This window comes from Virgibacillus pantothenticus (assembly GCF_018075365.1).
In the GTDB taxonomy this organism is placed as follows: domain Bacteria; phylum Bacillota; class Bacilli; order Bacillales; family Amphibacillaceae; genus Virgibacillus; species Virgibacillus pantothenticus.
In genome coordinates, this window is record NZ_CP073011.1 from 431,597 (window position 1) to 448,034 (window position 16,438).

16 protein-coding genes are annotated in these 16,438 nt (G+C 34.9%); all 16 read left to right on the forward strand.

What is annotated here, in order from left to right; genetic code table 11:
* The first annotated feature begins 53 nt into the window (after positions 1-53).
* Positions 54-1,265, forward strand: coding sequence for an efflux RND transporter periplasmic adaptor subunit (locus KBP50_RS02130; protein WP_050349770.1), 1,212 nt, complete (start codon positions 54-56; stop codon positions 1,263-1,265).
* A complete protein-coding gene (locus tag KBP50_RS02135; RefSeq protein WP_050349771.1) occupies positions 1,240-1,926 on the forward strand; it encodes an ABC transporter ATP-binding protein in 687 nt (228 codons plus the stop codon). The genes KBP50_RS02130 and KBP50_RS02135 overlap by 26 nt, the downstream gene beginning before the upstream one ends.
* The gene (locus KBP50_RS02140; RefSeq protein WP_050349772.1) at positions 1,919-3,166 is read left to right on the forward strand and encodes an ABC transporter permease; all 1,248 of its coding nucleotides are present in this window, start codon (positions 1,919-1,921) and stop codon (positions 3,164-3,166) included. The genes KBP50_RS02135 and KBP50_RS02140 overlap by 8 nt, the downstream gene beginning before the upstream one ends.
* Before the next feature lie 452 nt (positions 3,167-3,618).
* Positions 3,619-5,007 (forward strand): 23S rRNA (uracil(1939)-C(5))-methyltransferase RlmD, encoded by a 1,389-nt coding sequence (gene rlmD / locus KBP50_RS02145; protein ID WP_050349773.1) that lies wholly within the window; start codon positions 3,619-3,621, stop codon positions 5,005-5,007.
* 401 nt (positions 5,008-5,408) lie between these two features.
* A complete protein-coding gene (locus KBP50_RS02150; protein ID WP_050349774.1) occupies positions 5,409-7,946 on the forward strand; it encodes an AAA family ATPase in 2,538 nt (845 codons plus the stop codon).
* Positions 7,947-8,024: 78 nt separating this feature from the next.
* Positions 8,025-9,086: a DNA cytosine methyltransferase gene (locus KBP50_RS02155; protein ID WP_050349775.1), complete on the forward strand. Its 1,062-nt coding sequence runs from the start codon at positions 8,025-8,027 to the stop codon at positions 9,084-9,086.
* A 68-nt stretch (positions 9,087-9,154) separates the two neighbouring features.
* Entirely contained in the window at positions 9,155-9,349 is a 195-nt protein-coding gene (locus KBP50_RS02160) for a hypothetical protein (protein ID WP_309245782.1), read from the forward strand.
* Between the two features lie 107 nt (positions 9,350-9,456).
* Positions 9,457-9,771, forward strand: a complete 315-nt coding sequence (locus KBP50_RS02165; RefSeq protein ID WP_050349776.1) for a YdcP family protein — start codon at positions 9,457-9,459, stop codon at positions 9,769-9,771.
* Between the two features lie 13 nt (positions 9,772-9,784).
* Positions 9,785-10,165, forward strand: a complete 381-nt coding sequence (locus KBP50_RS02170; protein ID WP_050349777.1) for a YdcP family protein — start codon at positions 9,785-9,787, stop codon at positions 10,163-10,165.
* On the forward strand, positions 10,165-11,505 hold the full coding sequence (locus tag KBP50_RS02175; protein ID WP_050349778.1) for an FtsK/SpoIIIE domain-containing protein: 1,341 nt from the start codon (positions 10,165-10,167) through the stop codon (positions 11,503-11,505). The genes KBP50_RS02170 and KBP50_RS02175 overlap by 1 nt, the downstream gene beginning before the upstream one ends.
* 212 nt (positions 11,506-11,717) lie before the next feature.
* Positions 11,718-12,917 carry a MobT family relaxase gene (mobT, locus tag KBP50_RS02180; RefSeq protein ID WP_201778434.1) on the forward strand — a complete coding sequence of 400 codons (1,200 nt, stop codon included), beginning with the start codon at positions 11,718-11,720 and terminating at the stop codon, positions 12,915-12,917.
* A gap of 129 nt (positions 12,918-13,046) precedes the next feature.
* Positions 13,047-13,268 (forward strand): hypothetical protein, encoded by a 222-nt coding sequence (locus KBP50_RS02185; protein WP_050349780.1) that lies wholly within the window; start codon positions 13,047-13,049, stop codon positions 13,266-13,268.
* 69 nt (positions 13,269-13,337) lie between these two features.
* Positions 13,338-13,919, forward strand: coding sequence for a DUF6037 family protein (locus KBP50_RS02190; RefSeq protein ID WP_050349781.1), 582 nt, complete (start codon positions 13,338-13,340; stop codon positions 13,917-13,919).
* 83 nt (positions 13,920-14,002) lie between these two features.
* Positions 14,003-14,503, forward strand: coding sequence for an antirestriction protein ArdA (locus KBP50_RS02195; RefSeq protein WP_050349782.1), 501 nt, complete (start codon positions 14,003-14,005; stop codon positions 14,501-14,503).
* A gap of 49 nt (positions 14,504-14,552) precedes the next feature.
* Positions 14,553-15,317 (forward strand): DUF6414 family protein, encoded by a 765-nt coding sequence (locus KBP50_RS02200; RefSeq protein WP_050349783.1) that lies wholly within the window; start codon positions 14,553-14,555, stop codon positions 15,315-15,317.
* 2 nt (positions 15,318-15,319) lie between these two features.
* Positions 15,320-16,432: an AAA family ATPase gene (locus KBP50_RS02205; protein WP_050349784.1), complete on the forward strand. Its 1,113-nt coding sequence runs from the start codon at positions 15,320-15,322 to the stop codon at positions 16,430-16,432.
* Positions 16,433-16,438 lie beyond the last annotated feature (6 nt).

Consider the following 16,438-nt stretch of genomic DNA (forward strand, 5'->3'; position numbering starts at 1 on the left):
TCTAAGAATCTCGTTATTAAGGACATCGTTTTAAACGTTAAGGAGGAAAAAGAATGAGCAATAAGAAAAAGATTATTCTGACGATTGCAATCACCCTCGTTGTTTTAGGGGGCGTTGGAGGTTATTTTTTCTTTACTAGAGGAACAGGTACTGCAATAGAAGAAGGACTCATGCCAATGATGGTAAGTGATTTTAGTGGTGAGATGAGTTCAGGAAGTGAATTATTTGCTGGTGTGGTGGAACCAAAGGAAACACAGAAAATTATGCTGGAGCCGGAGCGGGGCAAAGTGAAAGAGATTTTTGTTAAAGAGGGAGACGAAGTCAAAAAAGGGGATAAGCTCTTTTCTTACCATAACCCCGAAGGACAAATGTTACTAAAAGAAAAAGCAATCGATTTGGAAATGGCAAATATAACAATTAATCAGAAAAGTAAAGAAGTAGATTCCTTGCGTAAACAATTATCAAAAGCAGAAGATGAAGAAAAGGGGGATATTCGCGAGCAGTTAAATCAGGCAGAAATAGATTTAAAAGTGGCGAATTTGGATGCGCAAAAAGCTAGAATGATGCATGAAGAGGAACAGAAAAAAGTAAATAATAATATAGTAACAGCCAAGGTAAACGGTATTGTTCAAAAAATCGATGAAGAACAGCAGCAAAAACAGCAAACAGATGAGGAAACTGCTTCAGAACCTTCAGGAGGCACATTTATGCAAATTGTTAATACAGAAGCTGCCTATGTAGAGGGGACTGTCAATGAGCTTGTAAAAGATGAATTAAAAGTAGGTCTTGAAGTTAATGTTGCTAGCAGAAAGGATCCAGAACAAACATGGCCTGGGAAGATTACAGAGATCGGCAAGCTACCTGTAGAACAGTCCGAAGAGGATGCAGAAATGGACATGTATTCTGAAGATCCTAGCAATCCAAACGCTTCAAAATACCCGTTCAAAGTCGAGCTGGAGAACCATGAAGGGCTGGAATTTGGTTATCATGTATTTATTGACTTAGCTCAAGAAGGCGCTAAAGGGGAAGAAATAGTACTGCCAATAGAATATATCGTGCAGGATGAAGAAAAACCGTATGTCTGGAAAGTTAAAGATGAAGCACTTGTTAAACAAGAGGTTGAATTGGGAGAAGAAAGAGAAGATGGCATGATGATCGTAGTGAAAAAGGGACTGAAGGCCGACGATTACATTCTATTCCCGGAAGATTCATTAAAAGAGGGAAAGAAGGTTACAATTGATGATTCAATTGAAGAAGATTTCTAAATCCTATAAACAAGGAAAAGAACAAGTCCCGGTTCTACATAACATTGATCTAACCATTGAGCAAGGGGAATATGTGTCAATTATGGGGCCTTCGGGATCGGGAAAATCTACGATCATGAATATTATTGGTTGTTTGGATATACCTACTTCTGGAGAATATACGCTTGAAGGGATGGATATGCTCGCAGGCAAGAATAATGAGCTGGCGACAATCCGCAATCGTTTTATCGGTTTTGTGTTTCAAAGCTTTAATTTACTACCTCGTTTATCAGCGTTAGAAAATGTAGAGCTCCCACTGATCTATGCGAAAGTTGGTAAAAAAGAGCGAAGAGAACGGGCAATTGAAGCTCTTGAAAAGGTAGGTTTAGGGGATCGGCTTTATTTTAAGCCGACCCAGCTCTCGGGTGGACAAAAGCAACGGGTGGCAATTGCAAGAGCGATTGTCAACAATCCAAAATTTGTGCTGGCTGATGAGCCGACTGGAGCACTTGATTCTAAATCAGGTGAGCAAGTGATGGAAATTTTTACAAATCTTAATAAAGAGGGAGTAACGGTTGTTTTAGTGACACATGAGCAGGAAATAGCTGTGTATACAAATCGAACCATTTTCCTTCGTGACGGCCGGATTCTTAAGGATGAAAGGAGAGCAGTCCATGCTTGATAATATTAAACTTTCTTTCCAGTCCATCTTTGCCCATAAAATGCGGTCCATCTTAACAATGCTTGGAGTGATCATTGGTATTGCAGCGATTATTGCTATTGTCTCTATGATTGAGGGGCAGAAAGAAAGCTTAAAGTCTGAAGTGATTGGGACTGGCAACAACTCGGTTACAGTCATGTTTCAATCGGACAGTGCTGTTGACATGATGTCGGGAGAATATATTGGCGATGTAGAGGAGGATCCGAAGCCGGATGTATTGTTACCTGTATCGCAAGAACGTTTGCAAGAAGCAGCTGATTTAGATGTCGTAAAGAATGTTGCACTTTTTTATCAAAATTATGCAGAAGTGTTCCATCTAAACAACTATTTGAATGCAGAAATTTATGCGACAGATGAACGATATTTGACATCTTTTCCAATAAATATTTTAGAAGGTAGAAAAATAACTTCTTTAGAATATGATAAAGGTCATCAGGTAGCAATAATCAATGAAGAGATGAGAGATAGCCTATTTCCAGAAGATGGCATGGCCGTCAATAAAGTTATTGAGGTGAATGCTGTTCCATTTCGAGTAGTAGGAGTCTATGTAGATCAGAAAGTTAATGAAGATAGTATGTGGATGATGGATGAAAGTGAAGGGAAAATGCTAATTCCCAAAGCTGCCTGGCCTCATTTGGGTAGCTTTAACGACTTGCCACAAGCCCTTGTACAGGCCAAACGTTCGGATGATATAGAGAAAGCAGGACAAGCAGTGGCTGATGTATTGAACCAAGACATCCCAGCTGAGTCTACCTGGCACTACAGTATTCCAAATGTAGATGAGATTATCGGCGATATTGAAGAAGTCAATCGTTCCTTTACTATGCTTTTAGGTGGAATAGCCAGTATCTCCCTGCTAGTGGGGGGAATTGGCGTGATGAATATTATGCTTGTATCAGTAACAGAAAGAACCCGTGAAATTGGTATTAAAAAGGCCTTAGGAGCAAAGCGGGGGATAATTCTAGCCCAGTTTTTGACAGAAGCCGCTGTTTTGACAAGTATTGGAGGAGTAGTTGGTATTTTATTGGGAGTAGGAACAGCAAAAGCGATTTCCCACTTTGCTAAACTTCCATTTGCTATACCCGTTCCAGCGATCATCGGTTCTGTGTTGTTTTCCATGATTATTGGGATTGTATTTGGCCTGCTTCCATCTATGAAGGCAGCCAAAATGAAACCTATTGATGCACTGCGTTATGAATAATAGAATATTTATGATAATAAGCAGCATTACCTAATCCATGTTAATGCTGCTTTTTTTTGTAAGAAAAGAAAGCAAGATCTGTGTAATTTCTGTTATATTTGTTATTATAATAGGTTTCTAGTAGGTAAACAATTGTTGCAATGATTAAAAGTTGGTTATAATATAATGTTTAGCACATGAAGTATAGAAAGTTATTACTGAATTTTTAATCGGAAATAAAAGTATTATGTAGGTATCTAAGCTAAAAACTTGTTCCTAAACTGGTTATCTACTTATATGGTCATAGCAATTATCATAATAATTTGATCAAAGGTAAAATATTCTGAATTTTATTTATAAATAATAAGGGGATTATTATTAATTAAATCTAGTTGTAAAGATGGCTGTCTGAATGATATAGAACCTAATAAGTTATATGTATAGAACTCATTGTTTAATAAAGGAGGAAAGAAATGGCGTATAAATTTAAGGATAATACGTTTATTACAGATATAAGTCAGTTTGATGCAAAAGGAGTAGGGAGAGCAGTCATTCACCGTGAAAACAAGCAAGGTAAAGGGAAAAAACAGCACATCACTATCCCTTACACACTTCCTGGAGAAAGAGTTCAAGCGACACTCGTCCCTCCGTATCGAAAAAGGATCGTCAAGCTAGATGATATTATCGAAGCACATCCAGAACGTATAGAGCCAGCATGCCCTCATTTTGGTCGATGTGGCGGCTGTTCTTGGCAGCATATATCCTATGAAGCCCAATTGAATGAAAAAACATTACAAGTAAAACAGCTATTAGAAGAACAGCAGTTTGATTCATCTGTCGTACAGCCGATAATTGTTGCGGATGATGCATGGCATTATCGCAATAAAATGGAATTTACATTTAATAAAGATGGCGAGCTTGGTTTGCATGAAAAGGATAATTATAGAAAGATTATTCCGCTGGAAACATGCATGATTGCAAGTCCGGAAATGGTGGCTGCAACGATGGAGGTAGCGAATTGGACCAAAGAGCACCAATTATCAGGTTATGATAAAGAAACAAAAGATGGTCTCTTGCGACATTTAATGGTTCGACATTCGCAAGCAACTGGAGAAATGATGCTCGCCCTATTTGCAACCGAAAGTGCTGATCAATACTCTGCTTTGTCAGACCTCATTCAACGCATAAAGGAGAAGTATCCTTATGTAAAAAGTTTGCTTTGGTTGGAAAACCGGGATATTGCCGACAAAGTACAGGCACAACAGGGGCAAATTTTATTGGGGCGCGATTTTATCTATGATGAGCTTGCAGGCTACCGATATCGTTTATGGTATGATACGTTTTTTCAAACGAATCCAGTTCAAGCTGAAAAATTAGTAGAACTGGCGCTGGAAATGGCTCAGCCTAAGGGAACGGAGAAAATGATTGACCTGTTTTGCGGTGTTGGTACGTTTTCTTTACCGTTTGCAAGTCGCGTTTCACAGCTTGCTGGAATAGAGATCGTAGAAACTTCGATCGAATCTGCAAAACGTAATGCCTCAGATAATGGTGTTCATAATACGTGGTTTCTAGCGCGAGATGCTCGACTTGGTCTGATGGAGGTACTTGAATTATTTGAAAATCCTGATTTATTGTTACTCGATCCACCGCGGTCAGGCGCAGGCGGTAAAGTAATGCGCAGGATCGCCCGTTCTAAACCAAAACGCATCGTTTACGTATCATGCAACCCAAAAACATTTGTATCTGATATCAAAGAACTTATACCATTTGACTATCATTTAGAGACAGTTCAACCTGTAGATTTATTTCCGCAAACGTATCATGTGGAGTGTGTATCGTTGCTACAAAGAGAAACTATATAGAAATCCTTAGTTTTAAACACTTTCACAAGCATTTCGTGTTTGTAGGAGAAGGTGAAAAAACGAGAAATAAAGTACTGAAAAACCACATCACCGTTTCGGTGGTAATTGATCTGGGGTGTGGGAACACAATAGAGTAAAATAATACGACGACTACAGTGTAAAATAATTGTGGTCGTCTTTTTGTATATTACAATCCATTTATCGTTTTGATTAGATTTGCAAAAAATGTATTTGGAAATTCCAATTAATTGTTTTTAGATTAATATTGACTTTTCTCCATTGTAATTTTAAATTTCTTTCTCTTTTGAACTATTTGTCACATAAGATAAGGTTATGTCAAATCACCTGCATAAATATGGTAAGCTTATCATAATGAATTTATGTGGGGGGAGAAGGAGAAAATGATTATAACCGATATAATAAGTTGGGTAGAAAGACAACCATATTGGCAACAAGTAATAGCAGAAAAATTATTAAGTAATCACACAATTACAGATGAGGATATTGAAGGGATTTTTCTTATTTTTAAAAAGGAAAATAGCCTTGTTAGTGAACCATTAGAAATAAATGGATTGAATTTTTCGAATAGTAAAACTGATACTAGTAAGATACCAAATATAAAATGGAGAGGTTTATCAAATGTTAATGGTGTAAATGCTATTAATAACAAGGAAACATTCTACGTTGGAGATGAGGTTACTTTAGTTTATGGGGAGAATGGTAGTGGTAAATCTGGATACACTAGAATTCTAAACAATATCTTTATTTCTAGAGGCGATAAAAATATACTACCTAATTTATTTGAAGAAACTTCCGAACCGCCTAGTTCCACAGTTATCTTTGAAGATGATAGTGGAAATATAGAGGAAATACATTATCCTACTGATAAGGATCATCCTTATACCAATCGAATTACAGTGTTCGATTCTCACAGTGCAATGCACGATTTAACGAAAGAAGCCGAATTATCTTTTTCGCCAACGGAGTTTAATTTTTTTGATGATTTCCTATTTAATATTGAGAAAGTCAAGAGTAAATTTGAAGAAAAGATTTCTACAAAGAAAGTTCAAAATAATTTTATAAAGTATTTTGATAAAGAAACTTCCATCAGGCATGCTATAGCTCAATTGAATAGTGAAACAGATATTAATGAATTTAAAGATAAAATAAAAATTTCTGAAGCTGATATTAATAAAAACAAAGAAAATATAACTCGTAGAGCGAAGTTACAATCAATGAACTTAGAAGGGAAGAAAAATGAATATCAAAAACTAATTTCTAATCTAGACAGTATAAAGACTAAAATTACTAGATTAAATAGAAAATTCAATTCAGAAAGAATATCCAAAACAAAAGAGTTAATTGAACAAAGAAATCACTATAAAAAGATTTCTTTAGAAGATGGAATAACTCAATTTCAAAGTGACCAAATAGATAATTTAGGTTCGAAAGAATGGAAGGAATTTATAGAGGCTGCTCAAAAGTATTATCAAACTATCGAACAAGAAATTGATTATTGTATTTTTTGCAAGCAAGATATTTACGGAATTGAACTAGTTGACAAGTATTGGAAGTATTTAAAAAGTGATGCAGAAAAAAACTTAACTTATAAAAATAATGACATCAAAAGAATTAAAGTAGATTTTAATGAAACGGATTGTACTATTTTTACTAAAGGATCCAAGATAGATGAGTGGATTCAAGAAAATAAACCTGAATTATACAGTCAATTAACTAATGGAGAAATTGAATTTAACAACTTACGTGAAAAAATTGTACAATCACTTGAATCTTATGAATGGTATGAAAGCATAGAAAGTTATGAAATAGTAATAGAAAATATAGATACAGCCATCGAACATATTAAAATGCTGGTTTCAGGACTTAATTCTGAAAAAGTAGAAAATGAAATAAAACAACTTCAAGCTTCCGAAAATGAATATACTGATAAACTAAGAGCTGAAAAGCTATTACCCGATATTGAAATGTTTATAATTAATAGTAAATGGATTAAACAAGCTGAAAAGTGTAGAATTACAACTCGCTCAATAACATCAATACAAAATAAATTATTTGCAAAATATGTAACAGATGAATATGTAAAAACATTCAATGAAGAATGTAAAAAACTTAAAGCTGAGTTTTCGGCTGAAATAAAACAAAGGGGAAGTAGAGGGACTACTTTAAATAAACTTACTGTAAAAGAGAAGAAACCTTTAGAAGTATTGAGTGAGGGTGAACAACGATCTATCGCTTTAGCAAATTTTTTAGCAGAAACATCCATACACAACAATAACGTTTGTATTGTCTTTGATGATCCAGTATCTTCTTTGGATTATAAAAGAAGAGATATTATTGCTGATAGATTGGTAGAAGAAGCAAAGCGAAAACAGGTAGTAATATTTACGCATGATTTAACATTTTTATTAGCACTTCAGAATAAGTGTCAAGAACAAGAAGTGAATTATCTAGCTACTACAATTAGAAAAATTCAAACGACTACTGGGATAATCGATAAATCCCTTCCATGGATAGGTTTACCTATCAAAGGTAGAATTTCACATTTGAAACAGGAACTACAGGGTTTAGAATCTAAGCATAAAAATATAACACCAGATATGCCAGAAAAATTAAAAGAATATGAAGATGGGGCTAAGTTGTGGTGCGAAAAATTGAGAGAAACATGGGAAAGAAGTATAGAAGAAATTTTATTTAATGACTCGGTACAAAGGTTCAATCCTGCGATACAAACTAAAAGATTAGAAAAAGCACCATTTACTACCGAATTATATTTAGAAATTGAAACAGGTATGAGAAATTGTTCTAACTGGGTTCATGATCGTGCTTCAGGATTAGGTGAAGAAATACCTGAACCTACAATATTAAAGGAATATCTTGATGCCTGCGAAAAGTTTATTAAAGATAATAGACCCCGATAGTTTTATGGGTCACATTAGATGCTCAATTAAATGGAGCATCTTTTTTTACGTCTAAAAATGGAGAATAGAAGGTGGAATATGACAAAACTAACTTTAGGAAGTTTATTTGATGGTATCGGTGTTTTTCCATTAGCTGCATCTCGTTATGGAATTATTCCTATATGGGCAAGTGAAGTAGAGAAAGCACCTATTTCTATTACAAAACGGCATTTCCCTAACATGCTCCATCTCGGAGATATTACAAAGATAGATGGTAGAGAAATTCCACCTGTTCATATCATTACCTTTGGTTCACCCTGTCAGAACTTATCCAATATCGGAAATCGAGAAGGTCTTACAGGAAGTCAATCTAGTTTGTTTTATCACGCGATACGAATTATTGTGGAAATGAGGTGTGCAACGAATGGAACATATCCAGTTATCGCTGTTTGGGAAAACGTCATGGGAGCTTTTTCATCAAATAACAGGCTGGATTTTAAAGCCGTGCTGGAGTCGTTCACAAAAACCGATATTCCAATGCCTGCTTCTGAAGTCTGGGCAAATGCCGGAATGGTCCGAGGGAAGGATGTTGAGTTGTGCTGGCGCGTGTTGGATGCCCGATATTGGGGAAAGCCCACGCTCGCTCAAAGAAGAAGACGTATCTTCCTCGTGGCAGATTTTGGAGGAACACGTGCCAGAGAAATATTATTTAAAACCCGCGATCTGCAATCGTTTCTTACGTCTTGCGAAGAGGACAGGCTGTCCTCCTCCAGCACCGGTCGAATATTTGCTCCAAAAACAGGGGGGAAAATACCCGTCGTCCGACCCTTTCAAGAAAGACGTATGCGAAGCACCGCAAAAGACAAAAATAAAACAGGCTTCCATGCAAGTTTTGGACGAACAAATGACCCTTTTCCCACTTTGCTCGCAGGTTCCGTAAACTATTTTTCATTTTGGTACGAAGGAGAAGAAAAAGAAGGGTTTATTCGTCAACTTACTCCATTGGAATGTGAACGTTTGATAGGATTACCAGAGGGATGGACAGCTTTAGGGCACAAAGGGGAAGTAATTAGTGATTATGCACGATATAAAGCGATTGGCAATGCGATTGCTGTACCATGTGCGGCATATATCATGGCTGGTATTGGGGAAGTTTTATAGATAAACAAACGAACGTATGGCAAATTCTACCTGTCATGCTTTTTTTATTGTCTAAATCAAGGGGGAGTGTGATTTCTTTGGAAGGAAATGAAACAAAGGTGATGGAATGGATTGAGGATCATTTTGTAATAAATGAAATTGAAATAGAAGATTTTCCATTCTTTCCTTGTGGGAAATTGATTCGTGATAAAAATGAAGAAGCGATGATTGTGTTTTGGTGTGTCATTTATGGGCGTGTGGATTATCGACTACAAGAAGCATAGGAGTGATTCATTCATGAAAATGTATTTTACTCGTTCACCTCCCTTTTGCTCTTGTTTTCCATTTGAATAGATAATCAAAAATTAAAACAAGAAAAGAGGGCTATATCATGGAATTAAAATATGTGATTCCAAATATGGAAAAGACGTTTGGAAATTTAGAATATGCAGGAGAAGGTAAAGTCGAACAGCGACGGATTAATGGACGTATGACCACTCTTTCTAGGAGTTATAATCTGTATTCCGATATTCAACGGGCAGATGATATTGAAGTGATTCTTTCCCAAGAAGCTGGAGAAAAGTTTTTTGAACATGAGGAAAAAGTAAAATTAGTGAATGCAAGAATTACCGCAGAAGGTTATAAAATTGGTGAGCGTGGTTTTACAAAATATATCTTACATGCAGATGACATGGTCAAAGCATAAGGAGGAAAAATAGATGAGATTAGCACAAGGTATTGTCATTGATAAGGAAAAAACGTTTGGTTTACTAAAATTTTCAGCATTACGTCGTGAAGTGTTTCTTCAAAATGAGGATGGCACGGTATCGAATGAAGTGAAAGAACGTACGTATGATTTAAAGTCTCGTGAACAAGGTCGCATGATTCAAGTTAGTATTCCTGCTTCTGTGCCTTTGAAAGAATTTGATTATAATGCGGAAGTCGAACTGATTAATCCTGTCGCAGATACCGTCGCAAATGCGACTTTTCGTGGCGCTGATGTCGATTGGTATATTAAGGCGGATGATTTGGTTTTAAGGGGAAAAACAGGAACAACGGGTAGTAACACTTCAAAAACTACATCAACAAAGGATAAATAATGAAGACCTTCCGAAGGCGAGGGGAACGCATTAAGGAAAAAGATGCTTCCCTCGTTTTTCAATTTATATTCTTTGAGCTGGTAGGTGTATGGCTCGTTTCCTTTATCCCTTTTCATCTGTCCTTTTTACTCTCGACCACATGGCAATTGGATGACTTTCAAGCACACTTTATCAGCACCTATGGATTGGTGACATTGTTAATTAGTCTTGCCTTAACTGCCGGATGTGCATATCTCTATTATCGCTATCGGTACGACAAAATAAAACAAATCATTCACCGTCAAAAGCTCGCAAAAATGATTTTGGAGAACGGATGGTATGAAACAAAACAAATTGCACAAGAGAGCTTTTTTAAGGATATTCCATCCAATAAAACGAAGGAAAAAATCAGCCATTTTCCAAAGATGTATTATCGGTATGAAAAAGGATTATTGTATATTCAAGTGGAAATAACGCTTGGTAAATATCAAGAACCCCTTTTAAATTTAGAGACTAAATTAGAAAGTGGGCTGTATTGTGAATTGGTATCAAAAGAGTTACATGATTCCTATGTGGAGTATGCCCTTTTCCATGATATGATTGCGAACCGTATTTCGATTGATGAAGTTGTTGCACAAAATGGACGCTTAAAGCTTATGAAGTCAATGGATTGGGAGTATGATAAGCTTCCCCATATGTTAATTGCTGGTGGAACAGGCGGTGGAAAGACATATTTTATTCTCACGCTGATTGAAGCGTTATTAAAAACAGATGCAAAGTTGTATATTTTAGATCCGAAAAATGCAGATTTAGCCGATCTAAATACTGTCATGCCCGATGTCTATTATAAAAAGGAAGACATGATGGTATGTATCGACCAATTTTATGAAGCGATGATGGCTCGAAGTGAAAAAATGAAACAGATGGAAGATTATAAAACAGGAGAAAACTATGCTTATTTGGGCTTAGCTCCTCATTTTTTAGTTTTTGACGAATACGTTGCATTTATGGAAATGCTTGCTTCTAAAGAGAGTACGACTGTATTAACGAAACTAAAACAAATTGTCATGTTGGGACGTCAAGCAGGTTTTTTTCTTATTCTTGCTTGTCAGCGTCCAGATGCAAAATATTTAGGGGATGGGATTCGTGATCAGTTTAATTTTCGTGTTGCGTTAGGAAGAATGTCCGAACTAGGATATGGCATGATGTTCGGATCGGATGTCCAAAAACAATTTTTCCTAAAACAAATCAAAGGACGCGGGTATGTCGATAAAGGAGATAATGTGATTTCTGAATTTTACACACCGCTTGTCCCAAAAGGTCATGATTTTCTAAAAGAAATTGAAAAATTAGTGTCATAAAGGCTGCCCAGTGCGGTGGCGTGCAACGCGAAAGCCGCCGTGCTGGGCTAAGCCTGCGTGGCGACAGCCACGCTTTACCCCCCTGTTTCTAACAGGGGGGTAGAAAAACAATAAAAAACTGTTTCAAAAGTCTAAAAATCCTTGTGCATCAAGGGTTTAGGGTATATTACGAAGATGTCAGCTTTTATCCTTTAGTTGACATCTTTTTTCTGTTGGGAGGAATGCACATGAATGAGATACCTTGGTATCAACAATTAAAAGAAAAACGATTGGCATACGGCGTATCGCAAAATAAATTAGCCGTACATGTAGGAATTTCAAGGCAATATATTAGTGAGATTGAAACAGGAAAAATGACACCGACCCAAACTTTACAACAAGCGATGTTTGATATATTAGAACAATTTAATCCAGAAGCACCTTTAGAAATCTTATTTGATTATGTGCGAATACGTTTTTTAACAACGAACCCGAAACCTGTTATTGAAGAAATTTTACGGTTGAAAATGGAGTATATGATCCATGAAGATTATGCGTTTTATTCTTACTTGGAACAATATGTTTTTGGTGACATTGTCGTCATGGTTTCGCCAGATGAAGATAAAGGTTGTCTGCTAGAACTCAAAGGTAAGGGTTGCCGTCAATTTGAAAACTTTTTATTAGCCCAACAACGTACATGGTTTGATTTTTTCATGGATGTATTTCGAGTAAATGGTGTCTTTAAACGGGTTGACCTTGCGATCAATGATAAGACAGGCATATTGGATATTCCATTTCTCACAAACAAATGCAGAAATGAAGAATGTATTTCTGTGTTTCGTAGCTTTAAAAGTTATCGTTCTGGCGAATTGGTTCATGGAGAAGAAAAACGGGATATGGGAAACACGTTATATATTGGCTCTTTAAAAAGTGATGTGTATTTCTGTGTATATGAAAAGGATTATGAACAATACGTGAAACACGGTGCATCACTTGAAGATACAGACATTAAAAATCGTTTTGAAATTCGATTGAAAAATGATCGTGCCTATCATGCGGTTGTTGATTTAATGACGTATGAAGATGCGGGACGAACAGCTTTTTCCATCATTAATCGATATATTCGGTTTGTTGATAAAGATGAGAAAAAACGACGAAGTAGTTGGCCAATGAATGCGGAGTGGCAACGTTTTTTAGATATAGGTGAAAATAGAAAAATTTATTTAACAACAAAACCTGAACCTTACACATTCGATAAAACACTTAGATGGTTGGCACGTCAAGTAGCCCCTACTTGGAAACTAGCTACTAAACTCGATGAAATCAATCAAACAACTGTGATTCAAGATATGTTGGATCAAGCAAAGTTAACCAAACGTCATCAACAATTATTGATGCAACAGGCACTGGAAACGGAAGACGTCATTAAATGACAGATTGGAGGACTTCCATGAAATTCGTAAAATTTATTTTTATTACCATCATAGGTGGCATTATTTTATGGTTTATCGAATGCATGCGTCAAGTGACAAAATATTAGAAAGTGGAAGGAGTAATGTAAGATGAACTTTGGGCAGAATTTGTACAACTGGTTTTTAAGTAATGCGCAGTCTTTGGTGTTAATGGCTATTGTAGTAATTGGTATTTATTTAGGCTTCAAGCGGGAGTTTTCTAAACTGATTGGATTTTTGATTGTTGCTTTGGTTGCAGTAGGGTTGGTATTTAATGCAAGTGGAGTAAAGGATGTATTGTTGAATCTGTTTAATAGAATTATTGGCGCTTGATTCAATTGTAAATTAGTAAAACAAGTTGATATACTTATCTTAATAATAAAATATTTTAGGAGGATAAGTTTGAAACTATTTGAAATAAAGTCATTATTATCTAATATGGGTAAGAACAAAGTCACCATGGATAAATTCAAGTTTTCATATAATGAAGTGCAATTTGAGGTATTAATTTTTACTGACCGTACACCATTTCAACTATTATTTGGTGTACTTGAAAAAAATTTCAGCTTTATTTTAGAATTAAAACAGGGATATCAACTTTCAAATCTATCAGACGAAGATTTTTTTACTTTATGTCGTATATTAAACTTAAAGCCTGGCAAGGGTAGCTTTACTTCGCATAAATTTTTAAAGCATTTTTCTACTTGTATTCCACTAGAATATAGTGGCAAAAAAATACAACCACATGAAGTTGCTTGGTATAAAGCAAAATATGTCCCTGAATCAGAGAAGATATATTTTTATGGATGGAAAACATATGGTCCAGATAGTCCCCATTCTGCTAAAAATTTTGAAAAAACAAAAGAATTTTTAGGGGAATCAGTCTATCAATTTTGTAAGAAAAATAATATTAGTTCACGATGGACTAACGAACCAGGTAAAAGAAAAGATTATTATTCACCTAATCTGTATTTAAAAAAGTAGTCACTTTAGTAACTATGAACAGTAAATCAAAATGGTTTACTGTTTTTTTATGCCCACTTATAACAAAAAGGATGTGAAAACTGATGGACATGCAAGTATATATCGCCAATCTTGGAAAATATAATGAAGGTGAATTGGTTGGCGATTGGTTTACACCACCAATCGATATGGAAGAAATGAAAGAACGCATTGGTTTAAATGGCGAATATGAAGAATATGCCATACATGATTATGAATTGCCGTTTGAGATTAGTGAATACACCCCAATCTCCGAAATCAATCGATTATGTGCAATGATACAAGAATTGGAAGGCTCACCAATTTATCATGAACTATCTGAAATTCAAGGCTACTGGTTTGATAGCTTAGAAGAATTGCTAGAAAATCAAGATGATATTATCTGTTATTCAGATTGTGAAGATATGGAAGATGTGGCTCGTTACTATGTGGAAGAAACAGGTATGCTTGGCGAAGTCCCTACTAATTTACAGAACTATATTGATTATCACTCCCTAGGTCGGGATTTAGAGATTAATGGAGACTTCCTTGTCACTCCAAATGGCGTGTTTGAGTATATAAAGTAAGAATTCCTTGCTATAATCTAACTATCAAATGTAGCTAGGAGAATACAATATGTCAAAAAAATCGAAAGAGAAGTTCGGGAAAATTGTATATTTTGATGAGCAAGCAGCTGTAGATTTGTTGGAATTAGAAAAAGAAGGTATGGAATCTGTAGTAATTAAGAAATTAAATGAGACAGCAGCTCAAGTGGAAGCAGGAGCATCCGTAAATAAGGGTATATTTAATTTTGCTAGATTAAAACTGTCAGGAAATGCTTCCCATCAGAAAAATAATATTATTGAAACTCAAATTACTAGTACTCTAATTAGTAGTTTTATGGATATAATTAAAACCAATCAAAAAATTACTAAACTAGAAAATCATCAACTTATTATACCTAAGGATTCTTCAGCATATTTTAGAAATTTAGTACCTATATTGCATATGATTGATGATATCAATAAATTAAATACTTTAAGCGCTGAAGATAAAGATAACTTTAGTGGTATTAATTTAAAGGGAATTGAGGATACTTTAGATTCACTTTCAGGATATTATGATCTTCTTTGTATATGTGAAAATGGAAAGAAAAAAATAGTAAGGTTTAACATTGCAGGATTACGAAATAATTATAATTTAAATGACTTAACTAAAATGAACTTAACATTATTTGGAGTTAAGGTAGGGGAATCATTAGATACCAACCTAGAATTTGAACATCAAATTGATAATATGACGACTCCACATAATACCACAAAAACAGGATTAGACTTTGATGAGGAACAAACTATACAAGTCACTTACGAAATAATTGACGTTATTTTAGCAGGAGTGTAAAAATGGATATTGAAATTTATTATGAACCAAGAACAAAATTTAATAAAAGAATACAACCGATTGAAAATAAAATATTTTTCAGTAGGATCATTCGCAATTGGACCAAGGACATAACGTTAGAATCTATTATATCAAATTTAGATGAAGATTTTGAAGCGTGTGTTATTACTTTGGAAGATTGTTCAGGAATCAACTCACATGTATTTGAAAACATCGATAATATAGTATCGATATTCGAAAGTTATTCTAATATAAATACTTTAATAATCAATAATCCACCAAAGTTCTTTTATGATAAATTGAAGCAATTGGAAGAAACAATTAAGGAAAAGAATTACAGTTACCCTAAAATTAATGCAACCCAAATAGGAAAAGTGAACCAAGGATTTGATTCAAATATAATAGGACAAACCCTTGCAAAAAAAGCAATATGCAGGAAATTGATAGCTCAAATGATTAGACCAACAAAAAAACCATTGGTACTAATGTTTTATGGGAATCCTGGAATTGGTAAAACAGAAACTGCAAAATATCTATCTAGCATTTTATATACAAAAGGATCACTTTTACGTGAACAAATGACAATGGTAGGTGGAGATTCAAGTGTTAGGTTTTTTAAATCCACTTCTCATAGTGAAGATTCTTTTTCAAAGCATCTACTGAATAGAACCTCTAATGTTATATTATTAGATGAGTTTGCACTAGCACCTCCCTTTTTTCAAACTACATTTTTTCAAATGTTTGATGAAGGAATTTATTCTGATCAAAATTTTACTGTAGATGTTAGTAATTCTATAATAATCTGTACTTCAAATCTACAAACTATACAAGATATGGAGAAAAATATAGATAATGCATTATTAAGTAGATTTGATGGGTTTATTCACTTTACTGATTTTACAGATGAAGATAAAATGGAAATTATAGACAAAATGATTTGTGAGTTTATCAATCCAAAAAACATGAAAAAAAGATTTATTGATAAATTGGATCGAACATTGATTAGGCAAAAAATAGAGAAGGCATTACCTCAATTAACTAATGTAAGGAATATTAGAAAGTACACGGAAGATGTAATTGCTGACACACTAATGGATGACTTATTGAATGATTAAAATATT